General features: G+C 51.4%; 19 protein-coding genes. 5 read left to right on the top strand and 14 right to left on the bottom strand.

The window, feature by feature from the left end; genetic code table 11:
• Positions 1-8: 8 nt before the first annotated feature.
• Together ACMV5I_RS03780 and ACMV5I_RS03785 are read right to left on the bottom strand one after the other, a co-directional pair.
• On the bottom strand, positions 9-548 hold the full coding sequence (locus tag ACMV5I_RS03780; RefSeq protein ID WP_121608773.1) for a fimbrial protein: 540 nt from the start codon (positions 546-548) through the stop codon (positions 9-11).
• A 159-nt stretch (positions 549-707) separates the two neighbouring features.
• Entirely contained in the window at positions 708-1,379 is a 672-nt protein-coding gene (locus tag ACMV5I_RS03785; RefSeq protein WP_162304332.1) for a helix-turn-helix transcriptional regulator, read from the bottom strand.
• Between the two features lie 393 nt (positions 1,380-1,772).
• Here ACMV5I_RS03785 and ACMV5I_RS03790 point away from each other — a divergent pair, with 393 nt between their 5' ends.
• Both ACMV5I_RS03790 and ACMV5I_RS03795 read left to right on the top strand, forming a co-directional pair.
• Positions 1,773-2,570, top strand: coding sequence for a winged helix-turn-helix domain-containing protein (locus ACMV5I_RS03790; RefSeq protein WP_414823718.1), 798 nt, complete (start codon positions 1,773-1,775; stop codon positions 2,568-2,570).
• Entirely contained in the window at positions 2,563-3,039 is a 477-nt protein-coding gene (locus tag ACMV5I_RS03795) for a hypothetical protein (RefSeq protein WP_202671558.1), read from the top strand. The genes ACMV5I_RS03790 and ACMV5I_RS03795 overlap by 8 nt, the downstream gene beginning before the upstream one ends.
• Before the next feature lie 179 nt (positions 3,040-3,218).
• Here ACMV5I_RS03795 and ACMV5I_RS03800 read toward each other — a convergent pair whose 3' ends face one another.
• The 10 genes from ACMV5I_RS03800 to ACMV5I_RS03845 form a co-directional block, all read right to left on the bottom strand.
• Entirely contained in the window at positions 3,219-4,040 is an 822-nt protein-coding gene (locus ACMV5I_RS03800; RefSeq protein WP_284122603.1) for a PapG chaperone-binding domain-containing protein, read from the bottom strand.
• 55 nt (positions 4,041-4,095) lie between these two features.
• A complete protein-coding gene (locus ACMV5I_RS03805; protein ID WP_414823719.1) occupies positions 4,096-4,641 on the bottom strand; it encodes a fimbrial protein in 546 nt (181 codons plus the stop codon).
• A gap of 10 nt (positions 4,642-4,651) precedes the next feature.
• Positions 4,652-5,140 (bottom strand): fimbrial protein, encoded by a 489-nt coding sequence (locus ACMV5I_RS03810; RefSeq protein ID WP_121608767.1) that lies wholly within the window; start codon positions 5,138-5,140, stop codon positions 4,652-4,654.
• A gap of 10 nt (positions 5,141-5,150) precedes the next feature.
• Positions 5,151-5,633 carry a fimbrial protein gene (locus ACMV5I_RS03815; protein ID WP_121608766.1) on the bottom strand — a complete coding sequence of 161 codons (483 nt, stop codon included), beginning with the start codon at positions 5,631-5,633 and terminating at the stop codon, positions 5,151-5,153.
• Complete coding sequence (locus tag ACMV5I_RS03820; protein ID WP_414823720.1) at positions 5,630-6,166, bottom strand: fimbrial protein; 537 nt, start codon at positions 6,164-6,166, stop codon at positions 5,630-5,632. Before ACMV5I_RS03820 ends, ACMV5I_RS03815 begins: the two co-directional genes overlap by 4 nt.
• Entirely contained in the window at positions 6,159-6,761 is a 603-nt protein-coding gene (locus ACMV5I_RS03825; protein ID WP_121608764.1) for a fimbrial protein, read from the bottom strand. The genes ACMV5I_RS03820 and ACMV5I_RS03825 overlap by 8 nt, the downstream gene beginning before the upstream one ends.
• Before the next feature lie 75 nt (positions 6,762-6,836).
• Positions 6,837-7,598: a fimbria/pilus periplasmic chaperone gene (locus ACMV5I_RS03830; protein ID WP_202810452.1), complete on the bottom strand. Its 762-nt coding sequence runs from the start codon at positions 7,596-7,598 to the stop codon at positions 6,837-6,839.
• Between the two features lie 101 nt (positions 7,599-7,699).
• Positions 7,700-10,210 (bottom strand): outer membrane usher protein, encoded by a 2,511-nt coding sequence (locus tag ACMV5I_RS03835; protein WP_414823721.1) that lies wholly within the window; start codon positions 10,208-10,210, stop codon positions 7,700-7,702.
• Between the two features lie 13 nt (positions 10,211-10,223).
• Positions 10,224-10,778, bottom strand: a complete 555-nt coding sequence (locus tag ACMV5I_RS03840; RefSeq protein WP_237734141.1) for a fimbrial protein — start codon at positions 10,776-10,778, stop codon at positions 10,224-10,226.
• A gap of 71 nt (positions 10,779-10,849) precedes the next feature.
• Positions 10,850-11,392, bottom strand: coding sequence for a fimbrial protein (locus ACMV5I_RS03845; protein ID WP_121608762.1), 543 nt, complete (start codon positions 11,390-11,392; stop codon positions 10,850-10,852).
• Positions 11,393-11,901: 509 nt separating this feature from the next.
• Here ACMV5I_RS03845 and ACMV5I_RS03850 point away from each other — a divergent pair.
• Together ACMV5I_RS03850 and ACMV5I_RS03855 are read left to right on the top strand one after the other, a co-directional pair.
• The gene (locus tag ACMV5I_RS03850) at positions 11,902-12,684 is read left to right on the top strand and encodes a winged helix-turn-helix domain-containing protein (RefSeq protein WP_414823722.1); all 783 of its coding nucleotides are present in this window, start codon (positions 11,902-11,904) and stop codon (positions 12,682-12,684) included.
• Positions 12,668-13,162 (top strand): hypothetical protein, encoded by a 495-nt coding sequence (locus ACMV5I_RS03855; RefSeq protein WP_202671552.1) that lies wholly within the window; start codon positions 12,668-12,670, stop codon positions 13,160-13,162. Before ACMV5I_RS03850 ends, ACMV5I_RS03855 begins: the two co-directional genes overlap by 17 nt.
• A 103-nt stretch (positions 13,163-13,265) precedes the next feature.
• On the opposite strand, the gene ACMV5I_RS03860 is transcribed toward ACMV5I_RS03855, so the two are convergent.
• Together ACMV5I_RS03860 and ACMV5I_RS03865 are read right to left on the bottom strand one after the other, a co-directional pair.
• Positions 13,266-13,838 carry a helix-turn-helix transcriptional regulator gene (locus tag ACMV5I_RS03860; RefSeq protein ID WP_202810454.1) on the bottom strand — a complete coding sequence of 191 codons (573 nt, stop codon included), beginning with the start codon at positions 13,836-13,838 and terminating at the stop codon, positions 13,266-13,268.
• A gap of 408 nt (positions 13,839-14,246) precedes the next feature.
• Positions 14,247-14,867, bottom strand: a complete 621-nt coding sequence (locus tag ACMV5I_RS03865) for a helix-turn-helix transcriptional regulator (RefSeq protein ID WP_414823723.1) — start codon at positions 14,865-14,867, stop codon at positions 14,247-14,249.
• 1,275 nt (positions 14,868-16,142) lie between these two features.
• Here ACMV5I_RS03865 and mutS point away from each other — a divergent pair.
• Positions 16,143-18,698 (top strand): DNA mismatch repair protein MutS, encoded by a 2,556-nt coding sequence (gene mutS, locus ACMV5I_RS03870; protein ID WP_024484094.1) that lies wholly within the window; start codon positions 16,143-16,145, stop codon positions 18,696-18,698.
• The last annotated feature ends 366 nt before the right edge of the window (positions 18,699-19,064 follow it).

Here is a 19,064-nt window from a genome sequence, read left to right on the forward strand (position 1 = left end):
GTTAAAACTTACTGATAAGCCAGGGTAAAGGTAGTAGTGGTGCTGAAGTCGCCTGGGACGATTGTTGCAGCAGTTTTACCGTCTACACCCATGTCGCCCTGCAGGTAAGCAGAGAAGTTCAGGATGTTGGTTTGATCCTGGATGCCCTGTGGAGCAGTTGCCTGGCCCAGTTTGATCAGTGTGCCGCTACCGTCGGTGATAGCCAGGCTAGCGCCACGTGCAGTACCGGTGATGCCCAGCAGATCGGCGTTACCTGCAGAAGTTGGACCTGTGAAGGTGGTGGTTACCGATTTAAGGGTAGATGCATCACAGTTTTCCAGGTGGATGTAGAAGTTTTCAGGGGTAGATTTACCGCCGTCTTTCAGTGCCACGTTAGCGATCTGGCCCATTGGGATACGCTGGTTGTCATCGCCTGGGGCGATAGAGCAAGGTGCATCAATGATGGAACCGTAGAATTCGATTGTGCCATGGCCCGCGTCCTGTGCAGCATTGGCAGCAGAAACAAAACCCAAAGCGATTGCGGCAACCATGAATTTGTTCAGTTTCATATTTCTATTCCTTTATTAAATAAATTGATATAAACAACTAATAACCATCCATGCCAAGCATGGTCTGGGGACTGCAAAAAACATGAAGCGCCCGCCCAATATCCAATGGGGACGTGCTTCATTTTTTATACTTAGGGCACTCAAGGTAGGTTATAACGGTCAGCCTTCTACGCTGGTACCGTAATAGACCCGCAAGGTCTTATATAACCCTATCTTATTGGTGCAACCAATTTTCTTCATAACGGACACGCGATGACTGCTGACCGTTTTAATATTAATCCCTAAAATCGCACCAATCATCTTTGGCGTGTAACCGCGAAAAAGATAATAGCAAATCCGTTTTTCTCTGTTGCTTAACGCAGCCAAGGTCCCTTTAGGGATAAATTTGTCGCGTTTTGCCCATGTTGTATTTGGTGAATCGGCAATCTGTGTCAGCAGAGCATTAGAACACTCATTGGCCGCAATAAAAACAACCCGGTCTCTGTAGCGTTGCTCAATGCTTAGCGACAATATGTTCAATAACGCAGTACTGGCAATCACCACCATCAACGTTCGGCTTTTCTTTTCACGTATCATTTCGCTAATCAGCAATGCACTGCGTGCCGAACCATCCGATATCGAATGTTCAAAGGCAACATGACTATGCTGCTGCTGTAACTTAAGCAAGCTGCATCTGATACCTTGTAAAAAGTAGCTATTATTGCTGGAGATATGGAACGAAATCTCAGTTATATCTTCACTATGAAAATCGAAATTATATTCGCTCACACCGTACCCGTCGTCCATAACGCTACCAAACTTATCGCCAAATCCATGTCGGCTATCGTACATCTGCTTCCCGCCACTATCGCTGAAAAGTTGGATGCATGTTAGCGACCGACGCCAAAATGCCATAATCAATTTATATCAACCTGTGAAATTTCATTTAAGTAATATAAAAAAACCAATAAAATCATAGCAGTGAGAAAAATTTCACTTAAGATCAACTAACCTTAAGAAGATGCCTAGAGCGATATATTTGAGCATTAATCGGCATTAATCAATTTACTAATCAGAAAAATCTTGCTAAGTTTTATAACGCAAACCCAGGAGCAGCCTGGATCCTGGCGGTTCAACGGTGATGCATTAGCAATCAACAAGAAAAATCTCATTTAATAAATTGTATGCTGTCCGTTATTTTTTGTTTTAATAACGCTCGTGATTTTGAACAAGGAAGTGAAAGGAATGACTAGTAACTGTAGCGGTTATTATTATCTCATCGGTGACAGCGTTGAGTTCTGGCCTGAGGAAAACTTGCTTTACTCTCGTATCAACGGTGAGAAAATCACGCTATTTATCGCAGCCTCACGCTGCCTTCAGCTCTTATTAAGCCAACAAGGTGAACTGGTTCCACAGCGGGATCTGTTTGAAGCCGGATGGCAAAAAAATGGTTTAGAGGTGTCTAACAATACCTTTTACCAAAACATCCTTATGTTACGTAAAGGATTAAAGCTTGCCGGCTATGAGCAAGCAGTGATAAAAACAGTGCCCCGCCAGGGCCTTACCATCCCCTCAATGGTTCCGGTTGCCAGAATAATACCGGACATAAGAACAACCTCTGCCGAAGAAATACCTAGCGTAGAGGAAAACCAACCGCCAACCCCCAGCAAAGTGGATAAAAAAGCATCCTCTCGGCCTCGCTATGTGTGGGCAATATTGCTTAGTCTCTCTTTTGGTGTCGGTATTGCGCTGTTAGCTGCATGGAATAGCTCAGAGAACAAGAATTTCTTCTCTACTTTTAACTTCGTAGGGAATATAGAACAGTGTTCTGTCTATCTCCACAGCGGCCAGACATCGTTGCAGTCCTACATGCAATTTATTGCGCAGAACAACTTCACCTGCAAAAAACAGGAGGTTGTCTACTTTACCGCCAACCCATTGGTTCCACGAGCCTCAGTTATTCGCTGCGAATGGCCATTTGCTTCAGGGACAAAGAATCTCTGTATTTCTGAATATTATCTGGAGTGGCAGCATAATGAATAAGCCTCAACTGTTCGGCGTATTTACACTACTCTCTTTGTTGTTCCTGTTGCTCGCGCTGGGGGCATACCGCCTCTATAGCCAATATCAGCAAACACATTTTAACTGCGAAGCCATGCTGCTGGTTCACAAAGATGATGCGGAGCTGGCCCTCATGGTTAACTTTATCTTCCAGGGTAATAATGGCATTGTCAGCCTGAAGGGCACCCTTAAGCAGGGCGACAAGACCACCAGCGTCAGCAGAAAAAGCTATTTTGATTTCAATCAGATGAAACAAGTTTATCATCTTAAGTCAATTTCAGCGGTGACCACACCGGCCGACAACAGTGACAGCAAAGATCTCGCCCGTTACCTCCCTCTTTTTTACCTGGAACCGGGACTAAAATTCGACTTCACCGCTTACCCTGCCACCAAAGAAGGGTACGTTTTTTCTACCGGGCAGGTGCCGTCATTTTACTGTGCACGTAAGTGAAATGCTGCGATACGGAGATGGAGCGTTCGATATGACCAGCAAAGGGCTGTTTGACGTAAACGAGTTTCGCTTTGTGGAGGACACGCTTTAAAGCTGGCATCGAATGGCTAAAACAGAAAACCGGAGGAAAGAATCTCTTTCCTCCGGTGATGGCATCGCCGTGGTTTGGTACGGCTAACCTACAGCACATCCACCACAACAACCGCAGACCCGCTGAACGCGCCAGCCTTGACGGTCCCACCCGTGGGGGCTAGAGTCGATTCAATCTTCACATCTGCCGAACCATTAATGGTGATTGGCGGTGGGAATTTCGAACCATTGATGGTGATAGTCGATTGTATTCCATTGCCTAAACCGGTGGTGTTATCCGATAGCGCGGGTACAGTTATCACAACTTTAGCTGGAGTCGGGCACGTTATCGTCGCCGTGAGGCTGGCGATATTCCCTGCAATGGCAGTGCTGTCCACCAAGCCATGGTCGAGAACTGTGGGCCCGGTTATATCACACCCGGTGGTGAAGGGCCTGAGAACAGTATTTACACACGAAGTTGTCAGTCTCGCATTCCGGCTGTTAGGACCTTCATAGACAACACAGGTGCGAGTGTTTCCTGTATTCGCATTGACACGCCAGGCCTTGCCCTTCCAACTCCCGCCGGATCCGAGCCCCGTTCTCTTCATTACTTCCGTTTGGAAATCCGACCAGTAATAGTAATTACTTGCGTAGGTTTGAGTAGAATAACTAAAGGCGCAATACGTATCTGTAGCATAGGCATTCCACCCAACATTATTTTTTGTCACACACACGTCAAAGAACGAGGTCGTGCCCGGGCGGATGCTTGTTGTATCGAATTGTTCGACACCGTCGGTATAGGTGAAGAACAGCTCTTGTGTTGCTTGGTCGAATTGCGCACTGGTGATGACGAACGCAGCAAAACTGGACGTACTGGTCATCAGGCAGAGTAAAGCAATTAGCGATTTCATTCGTTTAACGATGTCGTACATAAAGTTAGTCTCGATTACAGGAAAGGAAGGGGCCGCTATGCGGCGGCACGGCGTGCTACTGGTACTCCAGCGCGAAGGTCGCGGTGGCTGTAAATGCCCCCTCTACTATCCCTTGGTTGGCCTTGGCTGCAGGTTCTGCCTGCACGTAGGCCTGCAACGCAATCACCATGTTGCCCTGCGTCAGTGGCGTGGTGGAGCCCTGGACATTCAGCGGCAATGCCTGGCCAGCGCTTGTTTCCATCCCCACCGCCACTCCGCGGGCCACGCTGGCAGCATCCAGCGCCAACAGCCCTGGCAATGCCGTGCTCTCGGTGCCCATAAAGCTCAGCTTCACTCCCGTTGCCACCGCCGTATCACAGTCATCCAGATGCAACGAGAACGTCTGGCTTGGGCTGCGCGTATTGGTGTAAAGGAACTTGTTAACCAACGTGCCAAAATTCAGCTCTATCGCCTCGTCACCCGGGCGCAGGGTACAGGGCGCATTCACCAGCGCGCCTCTGAATTCCACGTTCTCGACCGCCTGTGCCGGTGCGCAGAATAAAAACGGGCAGGTCAACACCAGTGCCAGACCGATCCGTGGTAACGCTTGCCATTGCTTCATCAAACGGCTCCTATTGATATTCGGCCAGCAGCGTGGCTCGGGCAGTAAATGCTCCCGGGCTCGGTGGCTGCGCTGGATCGGCCACTGGGACTGCGGACAGTCCCGGGGGAGATTGCACGTCAACATTCTCAAAATGCGTGTACTGCCAAGAGAAAGGCACCCCACCACCCAGCAGAATACGGATACCTAGCCCCGTCAGATTGGTTTGAAGGGCCGTGTTGTCAAAACTGCTCGGCTCCCCCTTAATACTCAATCTGACCACCCCTGCCGCACTGCAATCAATCTGGTAAGGTATCGGCTTGCTGTAACGTACTCCGTCGAGATTGCGGATCACCAGATTGTCGCCAAAATCTACTTCGATCAGCCCACCGTTATTGATGGTACAAGGCAACGCCTCCACCAGGCCGCCCTGAAAGTTCACCTGCACGGCATGCGCCGATTGAGCTATCAGGCCCATCATGGCTAGCCCTGCGGCAAGCGCGACATATTTTGCTTTCATCGGTCATCCCTTACTGATAATCCACGACCAGCGTCGACGCTGCGGTAAAAGTCCCGCCACTCAGGCTACTACCTTTGACCGGAACGGCCGTCAGCACCGGACGAGCCGGGTTGGTAAAATTGAGCCAGGTATTCATCGGCAGCTTGACGCCGTCACTGCGCAGTTCCAGGCCCAGATCGGCTTTACTGGTCGCGAGCACGCTGGCATCAAAACCTGCGCCACCGCCCTGAAATTGCAGTTTCAACGTGGCAGAGGTCGCTTCAGTGCAGTCCAACGTATAAGTGATGGGCTGTTCGTAATTCACCCCATTTATCCGCCCGGCCAGCATATCGTTGCCAAAATCCACGGAAATATCGCTGTTGCTGTTAATCACGCAAGGCGGTGGCACCACCAGGGTGCCGCTGAACTTGACGTCCACGGCCTGCGCCGGTAACGCGCAACCCAGAGCGATCGTCAGGGCCAGGACAGGCCATACCGCTGTTAGCTGTTTCATAACACCTCCACCAGCAGCGTTGCCGTACTGTTGAACACCCCACCAGGCAGAATGGACCCCGCCCGTTTCACCGGCACGGCACTGATGGCAGGCGGCGTGGCCGAATAGCTGAAGGTAAACCATTCACCCAACGCTAACGCACTGTTGTCCGGTTTCAACAGCTTGATCCCCAGATCCGTAAAGTTGGTTGCCAACACGTCAGGATCAAAGCCGCTGACCGATCCCTGGAACCGCAGACGCAAGCTGGAAGTGCTGCCGGTACAGCTCAGAGAAAACGGCACCGGCGTGGCATAGTTGTTGCCATCAATGCTGGTGGTCTGCAAGGCACTGCCAAAGTTCACGTCAATCGCGGTGTTGCCATTCACTATGCAAGCGGGGCCCGTCATCACGATCCCTTTGATGGTGAGCGCAAGCTGGTTGCTGGCCTGTGCCGCAGCCAGGCACAACGCCAGGCACCCCACCGTACCGATAGCAGTACGCCAAAAACTCCTGAGAGCGGAGCGGCCCTTGGGCCGATAAACCAACTTATTCATAGCTCAGCCTGAAGTTGACATGGGCCAGATACGCGCCCGCTTGTAGCGGCGCCTCGGTGCGCTCCGGCGCGATATAGTAGGTCAGTACATTGTTGCCAGGTGTCAGCAACTGCGGTTGTCCGGCCAACCCCGGCACAACGTCACGGCGGGAGGCATCCGTCAGACGCAGCCCCATACCGCCCACACCGCTCGCCAGGAAAAGATTGGGTTCGTAGTTATCCTGCACGCCGGTAAAGGTCAACGACACCGCAGGCTGGTTGGTGCTCCAGGTCAGGTTGCCCTGCTGATCACGATTGTTGGCCGCGCTGCGCAGGCAGTCTTGCAAACGCAGTTGTACCGCCACCGCCGTGCCGCGATCGCCCACGTGTTGCAGGCGGCCTGTTCCCACATCACCCAACTCGACCGACTGGTCGGCACTGCTCATCTCCAGGCGGCAGGCGCTTTCGGTCAGCGCCCCCGACACGCGCAGCACGCCGTGTTCACCGTCAATCAACCCCGTTGCGGCCTGTGCCAAGGGAGAAAGCAAGGCAGCCAGTACCATTCCGCTCAGGACGGAATACTTTGCCGTCTTGCCGGGCAGTCTTCTCTTTTCCATGATTGTTTTCCTTGTTCGTCCTTCACGGTTCATGCCCGCCGGGCACCGCCCATCACCACCACTGACGCCGGGTGATTATTTGTCGCGCTTGCTTTCATCCACCTGGCAGTTGCTGCCACTGCATTTGAAAGTCAGCGCCGGTTGACCGCCGTAGTCATTGACATACACCAGCACCGGGGTCGCCCCTAACGCCGCCGCACTGCCGCCCAGCTTGACGCTGCCCTTTGGTGGCACCATCACCGGTTCAAAACCTTTCACCACTTCGCCTTCTTTCCTGGCGCTGGCACCAATCAACGTCACAAAATACGGCGTTGGGTTGTTGACGGTGTATTGGTCACCCTTTTTGCTCAGCGTCAGTTGCTCCTGATACGGCGTCGCCTGTTGCTTGGCCGCCGCTTCGGCTAGTGCAGCCGGGCGATAGAACATCTTGATGCGCGTCTGCAGCGCTATCTGCAATACGTTCGACTTGTCGCTTTTCGGCGGGATTTCCCGCAGGTTGAAGAAGAACAGCGATTCGCGATCCTGTGGCAACATGTTGGCTCCCGGCGTTGCCTGGATTTTTACCTGGGTCTGCCCTTTGGGTTCGACACGCTGTACCGGTGGCAGCACGGTAAACGCGCTGTTCCCTTCCAGCTTGGTGCCGTGTGCGTCTTCCAGCCAGCCCTGTGCCAGATAAGGCAATTCAGGGTTCTGATTGCGCACGGTCAGGCTCACCGACTTTTCATTCCCTGGGAACACCACGCGGGTCCGATCCAGGGAAATAGCCGCCTGTGCAGACGGAACCAAGGTGGCCACCGTGGCACCCGCCAACAGGCTCATCACTAAAAATCTTTTCATCATCATTACCTTTACTCTTCCTATCAGACGTCATCCCTGCCGACTCTTAAGCCAGCAGGCGACGACGCCCTTTACTGTTCATTGGGTTTAATTCGCTGCCGTTATCCGTTTACACAAGGCAACAGCAGGTTGGCGGTCATTCCCGCCGGTATTTCTTTCGGCAGCGTAATGCGGCACTGTTCGGCACTGTTCCAGTGCACCGTCATGGTCTCACCCGGCTTGATACCGCTGAGGTAGACGTTGCCTGCATCGTTCACCATGCCGGTTTCCTGTTGCTTGGCGTTCAGCACCGTGGCACCGAAAGGCGGCACCGAACCATCGGCCAGACGTATTACCGCCATCGCCTTCTCACCCGCGACGACTTCAAAGTGACGATAGCCAATGGCCCCTTCGGTCAGCGTGCCTTGCAGCACTGAGCCGGTGGCTTGGGCGTTGTCGGCCAGTTTGTCTACGTCGATACGTACGCTGCTGCGGTAATAACTGTTCACATCCGCCACTACCGCTTTACCGAAGATATTGGAGTTGACCGTGTTGCCATAACCGCCTACTGGCACTCCTGCTACACCATCGGTATCAACCAGCATCCGCGTCCCACCCATTATCGATGTACGATGTAAAGCGCCGCCTTCACCCGTCAGGGTAGCTCCGCCCGACATCGACACTCCTGCCGAGCTATACTGCCCGGAGCGGTAACTGGCCATGCCATTCACCTGTGCCAGGGTGCCACGGTGTGAGTAATAGCCGCTGAAATCAGCATCGCTATTCGCCATCCCAGCTCGGACCGTATAGTTATCGGTATCACCGATCCGATCGGAATAGGTGACCGAGTTGGTATTGTCACCCGCAGCATAAGAGCCGTTATAGCCCAGCATGCCGCTGCTTCCCCATGGCATGGACAGCGACAGATACATGCCGTCATCCTTGGTGTTGCTGAAGTTGTTGCGGTAGGCCGTCAGCGACAGGTTGACGTTACGCAAACGGCCAATATCAAAGTAACGTGCCACCGTTAGGTCATAACGGTCGCTGGTGGCCTGGTTCCAATAGGTCTGATGGTTGTAGTTAAGGTACCCACTCATCGCCAGCGACTCGAACTGCTGGCTGAAGGACAGGGTGTACATCTCCTTGCTACGCCCAGGGCCTATCCGATTGGCGTTATCCTTGGCACTCAGGTAGTCCGCCATCGACATAAAACCACTGTCGGAGAAGCGGTAACCGGCAAACGTCACCTGACTCCCGGTATCATCAAAACGCTTCGAGTAGCTCAGGCGGTAGGAGCCCCCCTGCTGAGTGCCTTGATCCGGTAGCCGAGCCCGGGACTGCGTCACGTCCGCAGACAAGGCCCCAAAAGCCATCAAATCACGCCCAATCCCCAGTGACAGGGCCGAGTACTCATCACCTCCCAGCCCGCCGCCGTACAGCGACCAACCATTACTCACGCCCCAGGAGAACTCCCCCGTGGCAAACATCGGCCCATTAACCTTATGTTGCCAGTCAGATGGACGGCCTGCCGCCAGCTTGAAACGCACCTGCCCGGGTCGTGTCAGGTATGGAATGGTGGCGGTATCCACCTGGAAGCGCTGCACGCTGCCATCGGCCTCTTCGACCTGCACATCCAATGCGCCAGAGACCGCGCTATCCAGATCCTGGATACGGAATGGCCCAGAGGCGACCAGGACTTCCTTGATCACCCGCCCCTGCTGGCTAATAACGACCTTGGCGTTGCCGCGCGCCACACCGGTCACTTCTGGCGCATAACCACGCAGATTCGGTGGCAGCATGTTGTCATCAGAGACCAGGCTGCCCCCGGTGAAACGGAAGCTGTCGAAGATGTCGGAATTCAGGAAATCTTCCCCCAACGTCAGCTTGGCGCGCCACGGTGCAATCGCCCGGTAGGCGGTGTACTGTGTCCAGTCAAAACTGCGGGTATTCTCTTTTGCCGAATCACTCTGATGGTCGATCCTGGTCTGCCAACTGGCCCGCAACCGCCACGGCCCCAGGTTGGCTCCTGCCACCCCATTACCGCTGAGGTTGTAATCCTGAGTGCCGTCCTGGCTCTTGCGTTGAACCTGAGTATTCAGGTTGTAATCCAGCAAAATGCCCGGGATCCCCTCTTCCCAGCGCGAAGGCGGATCCCAGTTCGCACTGCTGTATTCCAGATAAGCCTGCGGGATACTGAGGTACAGCGTGTTGGTCCCGAGATCGGTACGGGCCTGAAGCCCATCCAGACTAGCCAGATCCAGACACTCGCCCTGATGCCACCAGGTCAACCCTGCCAATGCGGCCTTGGTCAGACCCAACTGGTCCACCATCTCTTTACTCAGACAGACCTGGCTGCCTTTCGGATCGTCGTCCGGCGCCAGGAACGTTACCGGGCGTGCAGGTTGCACCTGATTATTCAGGCTCAAAGCTAGGTCATAAGTGCCCGGCAGGATAAAGCCCTGGTGCGAAAACTGGCCTAAATCAATGTTGTCACGATCTTTGAGATCCAGGACATCCGTGTTGAACTGGATATCTTTTGCCTGGACCACGCTCACCGCACCGAGCAATACGCTGCTGCCTAGGCTGGCTTGACACAAAATGGCAAGCAGGGAGCGGGAAAAATAACGCGCCATGAAAAGAGTCCCTTTAGTAATAATCCATTCTGAACCGTATAGCCGAACGGTAATCCCCTGCCCGCAACGTCTGTTGGTTACCCACCAGGTTCAGGGTGTAATGCAGTTGCATCTCTCCTGGGGCCATGGCGCTGGCCAGCATGGCATCCCCTGGTGCTGCCACCTCGCCTCTGGCATCACGTATCATCAACGCCACGCCGCTCGCCTCTCCGCTCACGCCGAAATGACCGCGATCGTCATCACCGTCAAACGTCACCTGAAAGCGCTGCCAATCGGGAGCTCTCGCATCAACACGTACCAGCACGCAATCCACCAGGCGGATGGCAAAATCTTTATCTGGCCCGCGACCATCCCGGATCAGTTGGCTGACCGGGAGGGTGTCCATTACCAAAGTCTGGTCACGGTCCCCGACTTCAATTGCACAAGGAGTCTCAACAATGGCGCCTTCCATGCTGACGCGCCCCTGCCCCAGCACATCAGCGGAAAATGCACTCCCGGAGAACGCCAGGGCACAACACATCAACAGGGAAGGCACCACACAAGGTGAAACGTCATAAGTCCATTTCATTAACAGCTCCATGAGTCGCAAAAAAACCTGCGGCAGAGCCGCCGCAGGTTGTTCAGCACTACGCAACAGACTTACTGATAAGACAGTACGAAGTTGGTTGGAACCTGGAAGCTACCTGGTTTGATCACAGCATCTTCGCCACCACCTTTCAGAGCAGCAGTGAAGCTCAGGGAGTTGTTGGTACCATTAACCAAAGTTCGAGCTGCGGTAGGGGTGTTCAGAGCCACTTTGGCACCGTCAGCCTGAGACATCAGAATATAAGCACCTTCAGCAGTACCGATCAGACCCAGACTGGTAGCATCATATGAAGAAGCCGTGCCGGTGAAGGTCACAGAGACTTTATCTTTGGTGCCTGCAGTAGCAATGACGCAATCTTTCAGCTCAATGCTGAAAGCTTCTGGCGTTGAGACACCAGTATTATTGTTAGCTGCCAGAGCAACGTTAGACACGGCACCCAATGGGATAACCTGATCAAGTGAACCTGCTGCGATAGAGCAAGGTGCATCAGTGATAGAACCGGTAAAGGTGATCTTGCCTTCGCCTTGGTTAGCTGCGTAAGCCGTGCTAGCCACCAGGGAAGCGCCAATGATCATTGCAATTGCTTTAACTTTCATGAAATCCGTTCCTATGATTTATATATTAACTAAAATATTAGGCGGACTGTGAAATACACTGCCACGCCTTTTATCACTACCCAACAATAATTCCGTTGCTTAGGATTGGCGCTATAATACCGTCAGAGGAAAATACTTATATAGGACATTCCTCTTTGTTTCTTCTTGCTGTCTTATAAAAAAAACCACCTCAACGAATAACTCAGCAAGCCTATGTATACACTAGGAAATATCTAAATTTAGTATTTTAAATAAGCATTTATTGCTAGAAAAAAAAGCAATGAAATGTTCATTTCAGCATGAAAGACATTAACGATCTATTTTTTACATCTATGCAACTTCCCGTTGCGAGTTGAGCGTCCCCCCCCACACACATCCCGTCATGCCTCAAGCTGGGGACAATATCGGCTATAATATAAGATTGTGAGATTGCGACGCTGTACTGTAATCTGACAGCAGAGTAGGCTGGTTTAATCAGGTGTAGTCAGGTCTTACCTACAGGGGGGGACATGGTCTTTACAATTTTTAACATGATTGCGTTCAGAAGCGAAGATGGTGCGATGTGGAACATTGCGCAGCCCGAAAGAAGGCTCTCCTTTACTACCATTCCGACTCGGTTGTTCACCTACCTGTTGGAAAACGCCGATAAAATGGTAAGCCGGGAAGAATTACTCAATAATATCTGGAATAAATATGGTCTGGAACCTTCGAATAACTCGGTCAATCAGTATATTTCGCTGATCCGTAAGTCATTGAGTGAGTTAGGCTGTGAAGAAGAGATCATTAAAACCATACCTCGAGTCGGGTTTTATATCTCTGGGGAATCGGTTTCTTACCAACAGGAAACACCGCAGAGCGTTGAAACCACGAACACCGAAGTTCAGCCTACAATAAAGCAATCAAGGCTACGCACAGGGTATAAAACCGCGTTGCTCGCCATCAGCTTGATCATCTCAACCTTTTTGGTTCTGCAACCTTTCCGTTCCGCTACTGGCCACCTGGATTACAGTTTCCCAAAGTCTACGTTGTATCAAATTGGCAATATAGCGACCTGCCCCCTCTATGCGCTTAGCGCTAGCTCGCCTGACGTCGCTGCACGCAAGGAAAAACTGGCCGAAGAGTTGGCTGCCGTGCATGCTCCATGCGTTAACAATGAGGTGTTCATTTTTCACTCAGGCGAACACTATGCCTACCAACAATCTGGCAGAGCATTCATAACCCGTTGCACCAATAGTGACCATACCCTGTCTCATTTCTCTGACTGTAAGGCCGTCTATGCTTTCGCTAAATAATCGCTCAGGCAAGTTCTTCGGGTTGGTTGCTCTCGCCTTGGTCGCGGCAGCCCTGTTATTCAACCTCCTGATGCATAAATTTTTCGTTACCGAGAAAGGTCCAAAAGTGAGCTGTGCCGCCTTTTTCCTGGTACAGAGCGACTTGCAAACCCAAGGCGTCATGAGTTTGCATATTGATGGCGTCAACCATGGGAGAATGCATATCTCCGCTACGGTCAGGGATAGCGCTGGCGCAGTAAAGTATAATCTTCTGCGTAATGTCAATTTTGAATATCGTTATGAAGGTAATGGTCACCTCGCCTTGCAGCTGGTGGATGTCAATAAAAATGCCAGCGATAATATGCCGAATGAGTTGTTTAACCAGTCCATTTTTGATTTTTCGGTGAAAGCCAGGCAGCTGAGGATCACCGAAGTGGGAGATGGCTATTTATTGTGGAATGACTTTTCGCCGGTGATGATGTGCATCCAAAGCCAATAATAAGCCAATTCATGACAGAACAGTAAAGCGCTCTCTCTTCCCACTCGGCGAGTGCGATGGCTGAAGGATAGTATCCAACGCCATCGCACAGGTGTTTAGCGGTTTATTGCACATGAGTATTACCGAACTTAAGCATATACAGCTCATTGAAGTTTCTTGCCCCATGTCGTTTTACCGCCTTGGCTTTATAGCCACTGACCGTTTTTATCGACAGGTGCAGCATCTTGGCTATCTGTGATTGAGAATACCCCTCCACTAATAGCTTTAATACTCGGTGCTCTTTCTGCGACGACTTCAGGACCTCCCCCCAAATATCGCCAAAGATATTGTCCGCTACCGTCTTAGGTTGCGCTGAGCCCATAGCTCTGACCAGGTTTTTCAGATCGGCATAGGCGATTTTTTTATCGACTATAAAGTCGGATAAATGCTTGACCATCGCAGAACACTCTTTACCTTTGGAAAGCAGCGTAATGACATAAATCGTTTTATTCTCCTTTTTCAGGCCATAAATATTTTTTATGGTGCTGTATATATCGCTTGAGTCCCCATCAACAAAAGCAACGTAACTTTCATCATGACGCAAGCTTGAGTTTGATTCCGCGTTTAAGGACTCGATAATTGAATTGAAGGCGACCTTATTTAAAGGGCATGGGTAACTCGTGTCAAATAAAAACATGGGTGACTTCCTGCAAAAGTAATACTTGAATTTGGTGAAGCACCAGGCCTAAGGCTATCCAAGATAACCCTATTCATTGTTAACTGACGTCAGAGGCCAAACCCCTTAAGGGTTTTGCCGATGCCTACCTGGTGCTGAACTTATCGTTACTGCTCAGGATTGACGTTGCGCCTGCCAGGCCTAAACCCGGCAAACGGCGCCCCACATCAATCTGAGCCTTAAGTTACAGGAAAAGTTACCACGCAGTTATTTATAACTGAAATTACGTTATTTATAGGTTTAAATTCTAATTTTTAAGTTTATTAATGATTCTTACAGGACTTAAATCCTCATGGCTGGGATGGAATTCAGCAACATGTCACCCTATTGCTTAACCTAAACGCCAAGGATACTGTCTATTAGGTGATATCAAGCATTATTGCTTAGCTTTAACATGTAGAGCTCGTTGAAGTTTCTTGCCCCATGTCTTTTTATCGCCTTAACCTTATAGCCGCTGATGGTTTTTATCGATAAGTTTAACATTTTGGCTATTTGGTATTGGCTGTGGCCATCCAGCAACAGCTTCAGAACCAGATATTCTTTCTGAGAAGACTTCAAAATGTCCCCCCAGATATCGCCAAAAACATTATCCGCTAACGCCTTGGGTTTTGCCGTAACCATGGTGCTGATCAGCCGTTGCAGATCGTCATAGGTGATTTTTTTATCCACCACGTAATCAGATAAATGCCTGATCACCGAGGAGCACTCTTTATCTTTTGACAGCAACGTGACCATATAAACAACTTCGCTGTTCTTGCGTAACTCGTAAACCGACTTGACGACGCAATAGATATTAGCCGAATCCCCATCAACAAAAGCGATTGAACCCTCGCCATAATGCAAAGCAGGGGCTGGCTCACACCTTAAGGAATCGATGAGTGATTTAAAGGTTATTTTGCTTAACGAGCAGGAATAGTCTGAGTCTATTAGAATCATTGGAATACTTACCTCCTGGTAAAAATAATCCATCCATATTGGAACGCGCAGCATTCAGGAGCACCAAGGACTGGCGACCCAATATCGTCTTTAATATATATCCAGGTTCTAATACCATAGGTAGAGCAAACCAAAATTAATTCCTGGCTCTTTTATTTATGTAAACAACTCTCTCATCACCTGGATAAAGTCATGACATTCTTTTACACCCAGCCTTATCAGTATATTCTTATAAAATTATTATCGTCAATCAATTTTATTGTTTAAAATAGCCATTAAACATCATGACAAACATTCCCCATATTTTATAATCGCTTATGGATGGATTTATTCAAGCATGCAACTAATTATAAGACAAAAAGAAAAAACAAAGAGAAAACTCCCATTTAAATCCGTTATGAACGGCAATACAATAAAGCATGACATTCAATACAACCCAGCAAATTAATTTTCAATCCGGATGTCTAACCCAATCAATGCGTATTTTTACGCTTTGATTTTTATATTGATAAGTAGAACGCTTTCGCGCGTAAATGGCCGTTCATCGGGACAGGTAGATATCAAAACCCACCAATCTTCAACAAAAAGAAGTTCTGACCCAAAAGATATAGCCGCCAAGCAGCCATACAGGATATAGGGCGGGGTTGGAGGGCCTTTCATGCCCGCAAGGAAGCACTATGATAAAGCGCACTTTATTCGATTTTGCTCGCTGAGCACGACCGCTATTTTGCCCATAGGCTTTGCGTAGAACTAAATGTCTTCTGCTACTGGCAAGAGATATCCCTACGCTGGGATTGACAGCGATGCCGTCCCAACGACCGGATTAGTAGGCTATACACTGCAGTATTGCGGAAATAGCCAACCATTGGGGCCTCATGTTCTCTTCTCTAATGCAACGGCTTGCTTCTTTTAGCCCCCTTTCCTCGCTGTTTAACCTCATCGATGTAACCTATTCAGTCTATTACAGGCGCAGTTTGCGTAATGCTTCCAATTTTTGGCTGTGACAGCCTATTGCCTACTGGGCTAGTATAGCGGCTGAAAAAAGATCTTGATGCTGCAGCATGTAAACCTAGGATCTTGCCGGGTTTTGCGTGTATTTTATCCGCCAATCTCGTCATTACGCAGGCTTTGAACGACAAAGGTTTGCCAGCCTGTTTGCCTGTCATATATGCTCGATCTCTTGACCAACCGATTGATTTATTTGAGCAGCGCTTGCTGTTGCTCATCCTGAACGTTTTGGCGGTTTTTTAATGAGGCGACGTGATACCCAATGACGACAACGAATATCACAATCAACTTTAAATTCAATGGATTGGAAACGGTAACGTTATGACTAGCACCGAAAAACTCGATTCGCATACCCCAATGATGCAGCAATACCTGCGCCTTAAGGCGCAGCATCCGGAGATCTTGCTGTTCTATCGAATGGGGGATTTCTACGAGCTGTTCTATGACGATGCCAAACGTGCCTCTCAGTTGCTGGATATCTCGCTGACCAAACGCGGTGCCTCCGCGGGTGAACCCATCCCAATGGCAGGTGTCCCCCACCATGCGGTGGAGAACTATCTAGCCAAGCTGGTACAGCTTGGGGAATCGGCCGCGATCTGTGAACAGATTGGCGACCCTGCCACCAGTAAAGGCCCGGTAGAGCGTAAAGTGGTGCGCATCGTTACCCCTGGCACCATCACCGACGAAGCCCTGCTGCAAGAGCGCCAGGACAACCTGCTGGCCGCCATCTGGCAGGATGGCCGCGGCTTTGGCTATGCCACATTGGATCTCAGCTCCGGCCGCTTCCGCGTTGCCCAGCCAGAAGATCTTGAAACCATGGCGGCAGAGCTGCAACGTACCAATCCGGCAGAGCTGCTTTACCCGGAAAACTTCGAGCAAATGGCGCTGATCGAACAGCGCCACGGCCTGCGCCGCCGCCCACTGTGGGAATTTGAGCTGGACACCGCACGCCAGCAGTTGAATCTGCAGTTCGGCACCCGCGATCTGACCGGCTTTGGCGTGGAGCAGGCCCATCAGGCGCTGCGCGCAGCGGGCTGCCTACTGCAATATGTTAAAGATACCCAGCGTACTTCGCTGCCGCATATCCGTGGCCTCACCATGGAGCGCCAGCAAGACGGCATCATTATGGATGCGGCCACTCGCCGTAACCTGGAAATCACCCAGAATCTGTCCGGCGGCAGTGAAAATACCCTGGCCGCCATCCTCGATCGTACCGTTACCCCCATGGGTAGCCGCATGCTCAAACGCTGGCTGCATATGCCCACCCGCGACGTCCAGGTGCTGAACAACCGCCAGCAGGCCATCGCCGCATTGCAGCCATTGAGCTGTGATTTGCAGCAGCCCCTGCGTCAAGTTGGCGATCTGGAGCGTATTCTTGCCCGTTTGGCACTGCGCACGGCTCGCCCACGGGATCTGGCCCGCATGCGCCACGCCTTCCAACAGTTGCCGGATATCCGCGCCCTGCTGGAAAATGCTGATGCACCACAGATGCAAAAGCTGTTGTCACAGGTCGGTCAATTTGACGAGCTACAGGCACTGCTGGAGCGCGCCATTGTGGAATCCCCACCGGTGCTGGTCCGTGATGGTGGCGTGATTGCCCCGGGTTATAACGAAGAGCTGGATGAATGGCGGGCGCTGGCCGACGGTGCCACCGACTATCTGGATCGTCTGGAAATCCGCGAGCGCGAGAAGCTGGGTCTGGATACGCTGAAAGTGGGTTTCAACGGTGTGCATGGTTACTACATTCAGGTCAGCCGTGGCCAAAGCCATCTGGTGCCGATCCACTATGTGCGCCGCCAAACGCTGAAGAATGCGGAACGCTACATCATTCCCGAGCTGAAAGAGTATGAAGACAAGGTGCTGACCTCTAAAGGGAAAGCCTTGGCGATCGAGAAAGGGCTGTATGACGAGCTGTTCGATCTGCTGCTGCCGCATCTGGAGCAACTGCAACAGAGCGCCGGAGCCTTGGCCGAGCTGGATGTGTTAGCCAACCTGGCAGAACGTGCCGAAACGCTGAGCTACGCCTGTCCGACCATCAGTGAGCAGCCCGGCATTCGCATAGTCGATGGCCGCCACCCGGTGGTGGAACAGGTGCTGAGCGAACCCTTTATTGCCAACCCGGTTTCCCTTTCACCACAGCGCCGTATGCTGATCATTACCGGCCCGAATATGGGCGGTAAAAGTACCTATATGCGGCAAACGGCACTGATTGTGTTGCTGGCGCATATCGGCAGCTATGTACCGGCGGCAAAAGCCACCATCGGGCCGGTGGATCGAATCTTTACCCGCGTAGGCGCGGCAGACGATCTGGCCTCTGGCCGCTCAACCTTTATGGTGGAAATGACCGAGACCGCCAATATCCTGCATAACGCCACGGAAAACAGCCTGGTGCTGATGGATGAGATTGGCCGTGGCACCTCCACCTACGACGGGCTTTCCTTAGCCTGGGCCTGTGCAGAAAACCTGGCCAGCCGCATCAAGGCTATGACGCTGTTTGCCACCCATTACTTTGAGCTGACCACCTTGCCGGAGAAAATGGAGGGCGTGGTGAACGTGCATCTGGATGCGCTGGAGCACGGCGATACCATTGCCTTTATGCATAGCGTACAAGATGGCGCTGCCAGTAAAAGCTACGGCTTGGCGGTGGCAGCATTGGCCGGTGTGCCGCGTGATGTGATCAAACGTGCGCGCCAGAAGTTACGTGAGTTGGAGAGTCTCTCCAGCCAGACGGCGGCAGGTACGGTGGATGCGACCCAAATGACGCTGTTGAACGAAGAGGTTTCACCGGCGGTGGAAGCGTTGGAGACATTGGATCCGGATTCTCTTTCGCCACGCCAGGCGTTGGAGTGGATCTACCGGCTGAAAAGCCTGGTGTGAGGCTGTTCCATTGATTTGGGCATGTGACCCCTCACCCTAACCCTCTCCCACAGGGAGAGGGGACCGTCCGAGTTCGCTATCAGTTGCAGAAACCTACCTGACCATGGCTCTGAATCAGCTCCTTTTGTTCACGGGAAACAGCTCACTGTACCTGACCATAACACTGAACTGACCCCCTCTCCTTTTTGGGAGCGGGTCGGGGTGAGCGGGAGCAGCGATCGCTGGCTGACCATTGATTATCCAGACGGTGTCACAGATCGCCTCTAAAACCTAACCACAACGCCGTACTGGCTCCCTCTCCCTGTGGGAGAGGGTTGGGGTGAGGGGCAAATATCGACGACGTTATACCCTAAACAAGAGTAAATT

Origin of the sequence: Serratia sp. T13T92 (assembly GCF_047530105.1) — a bacterium.
Taxonomy (GTDB): Bacteria; Pseudomonadota; Gammaproteobacteria; order Enterobacterales; family Enterobacteriaceae; genus Chania; species Chania fonticola.

Excerpts from the sequence above, each read along its gene's own strand:
- ACMV5I_RS03840 (WP_237734141.1), bottom strand. The coding sequence starts at position 10,778 with ATGAAATGGACTTATGACGTTTCACCTTGTGTGGTGCCTTCCCTGTTG.
- ACMV5I_RS03820 (WP_414823720.1), bottom strand. The coding sequence starts at position 6,166 with ATGAATAAGTTGGTTTATCGGCCCAAGGGCCGCTCCGCTCTCAGGAGT.
- ACMV5I_RS03835 (WP_414823721.1), bottom strand. The coding sequence starts at position 10,210 with ATGGCGCGTTATTTTTCCCGCTCCCTGCTTGCCATTTTGTGTCAAGCC.
- ACMV5I_RS03780 (WP_121608773.1), bottom strand. The coding sequence starts at position 548 with ATGAAACTGAACAAATTCATGGTTGCCGCAATCGCTTTGGGTTTTGTT.
- ACMV5I_RS03830 (WP_202810452.1), bottom strand. The coding sequence starts at position 7,598 with ATGAAAAGATTTTTAGTGATGAGCCTGTTGGCGGGTGCCACGGTGGCC.
- ACMV5I_RS03795 (WP_202671558.1), top strand. The coding sequence starts at position 2,563 with ATGAATAAGCCTCAACTGTTCGGCGTATTTACACTACTCTCTTTGTTG.
- ACMV5I_RS03785 (WP_162304332.1), bottom strand. The coding sequence starts at position 1,379 with ATGTACGATAGCCGACATGGATTTGGCGATAAGTTTGGTAGCGTTATG.
- ACMV5I_RS03815 (WP_121608766.1), bottom strand. The coding sequence starts at position 5,633 with ATGAAACAGCTAACAGCGGTATGGCCTGTCCTGGCCCTGACGATCGCT.
- ACMV5I_RS03800 (WP_284122603.1), bottom strand. The coding sequence starts at position 4,040 with ATGTACGACATCGTTAAACGAATGAAATCGCTAATTGCTTTACTCTGC.
- ACMV5I_RS03855 (WP_202671552.1), top strand. The coding sequence starts at position 12,668 with ATGCTTTCGCTAAATAATCGCTCAGGCAAGTTCTTCGGGTTGGTTGCT.
- mutS (WP_024484094.1), top strand. The coding sequence starts at position 16,143 with ATGACTAGCACCGAAAAACTCGATTCGCATACCCCAATGATGCAGCAA.
- ACMV5I_RS03865 (WP_414823723.1), bottom strand. The coding sequence starts at position 14,867 with ATGCTGCGCGTTCCAATATGGATGGATTATTTTTACCAGGAGGTAAGT.
- ACMV5I_RS03845 (WP_121608762.1), bottom strand. The coding sequence starts at position 11,392 with ATGAAAGTTAAAGCAATTGCAATGATCATTGGCGCTTCCCTGGTGGCT.
- ACMV5I_RS03850 (WP_414823722.1), top strand. The coding sequence starts at position 11,902 with ATGGTCTTTACAATTTTTAACATGATTGCGTTCAGAAGCGAAGATGGT.
- ACMV5I_RS03825 (WP_121608764.1), bottom strand. The coding sequence starts at position 6,761 with ATGGAAAAGAGAAGACTGCCCGGCAAGACGGCAAAGTATTCCGTCCTG.
- ACMV5I_RS03790 (WP_414823718.1), top strand. The coding sequence starts at position 1,773 with ATGACTAGTAACTGTAGCGGTTATTATTATCTCATCGGTGACAGCGTT.
- ACMV5I_RS03810 (WP_121608767.1), bottom strand. The coding sequence starts at position 5,140 with ATGAAAGCAAAATATGTCGCGCTTGCCGCAGGGCTAGCCATGATGGGC.
- ACMV5I_RS03805 (WP_414823719.1), bottom strand. The coding sequence starts at position 4,641 with ATGAAGCAATGGCAAGCGTTACCACGGATCGGTCTGGCACTGGTGTTG.
- ACMV5I_RS03860 (WP_202810454.1), bottom strand. The coding sequence starts at position 13,838 with ATGTTTTTATTTGACACGAGTTACCCATGCCCTTTAAATAAGGTCGCC.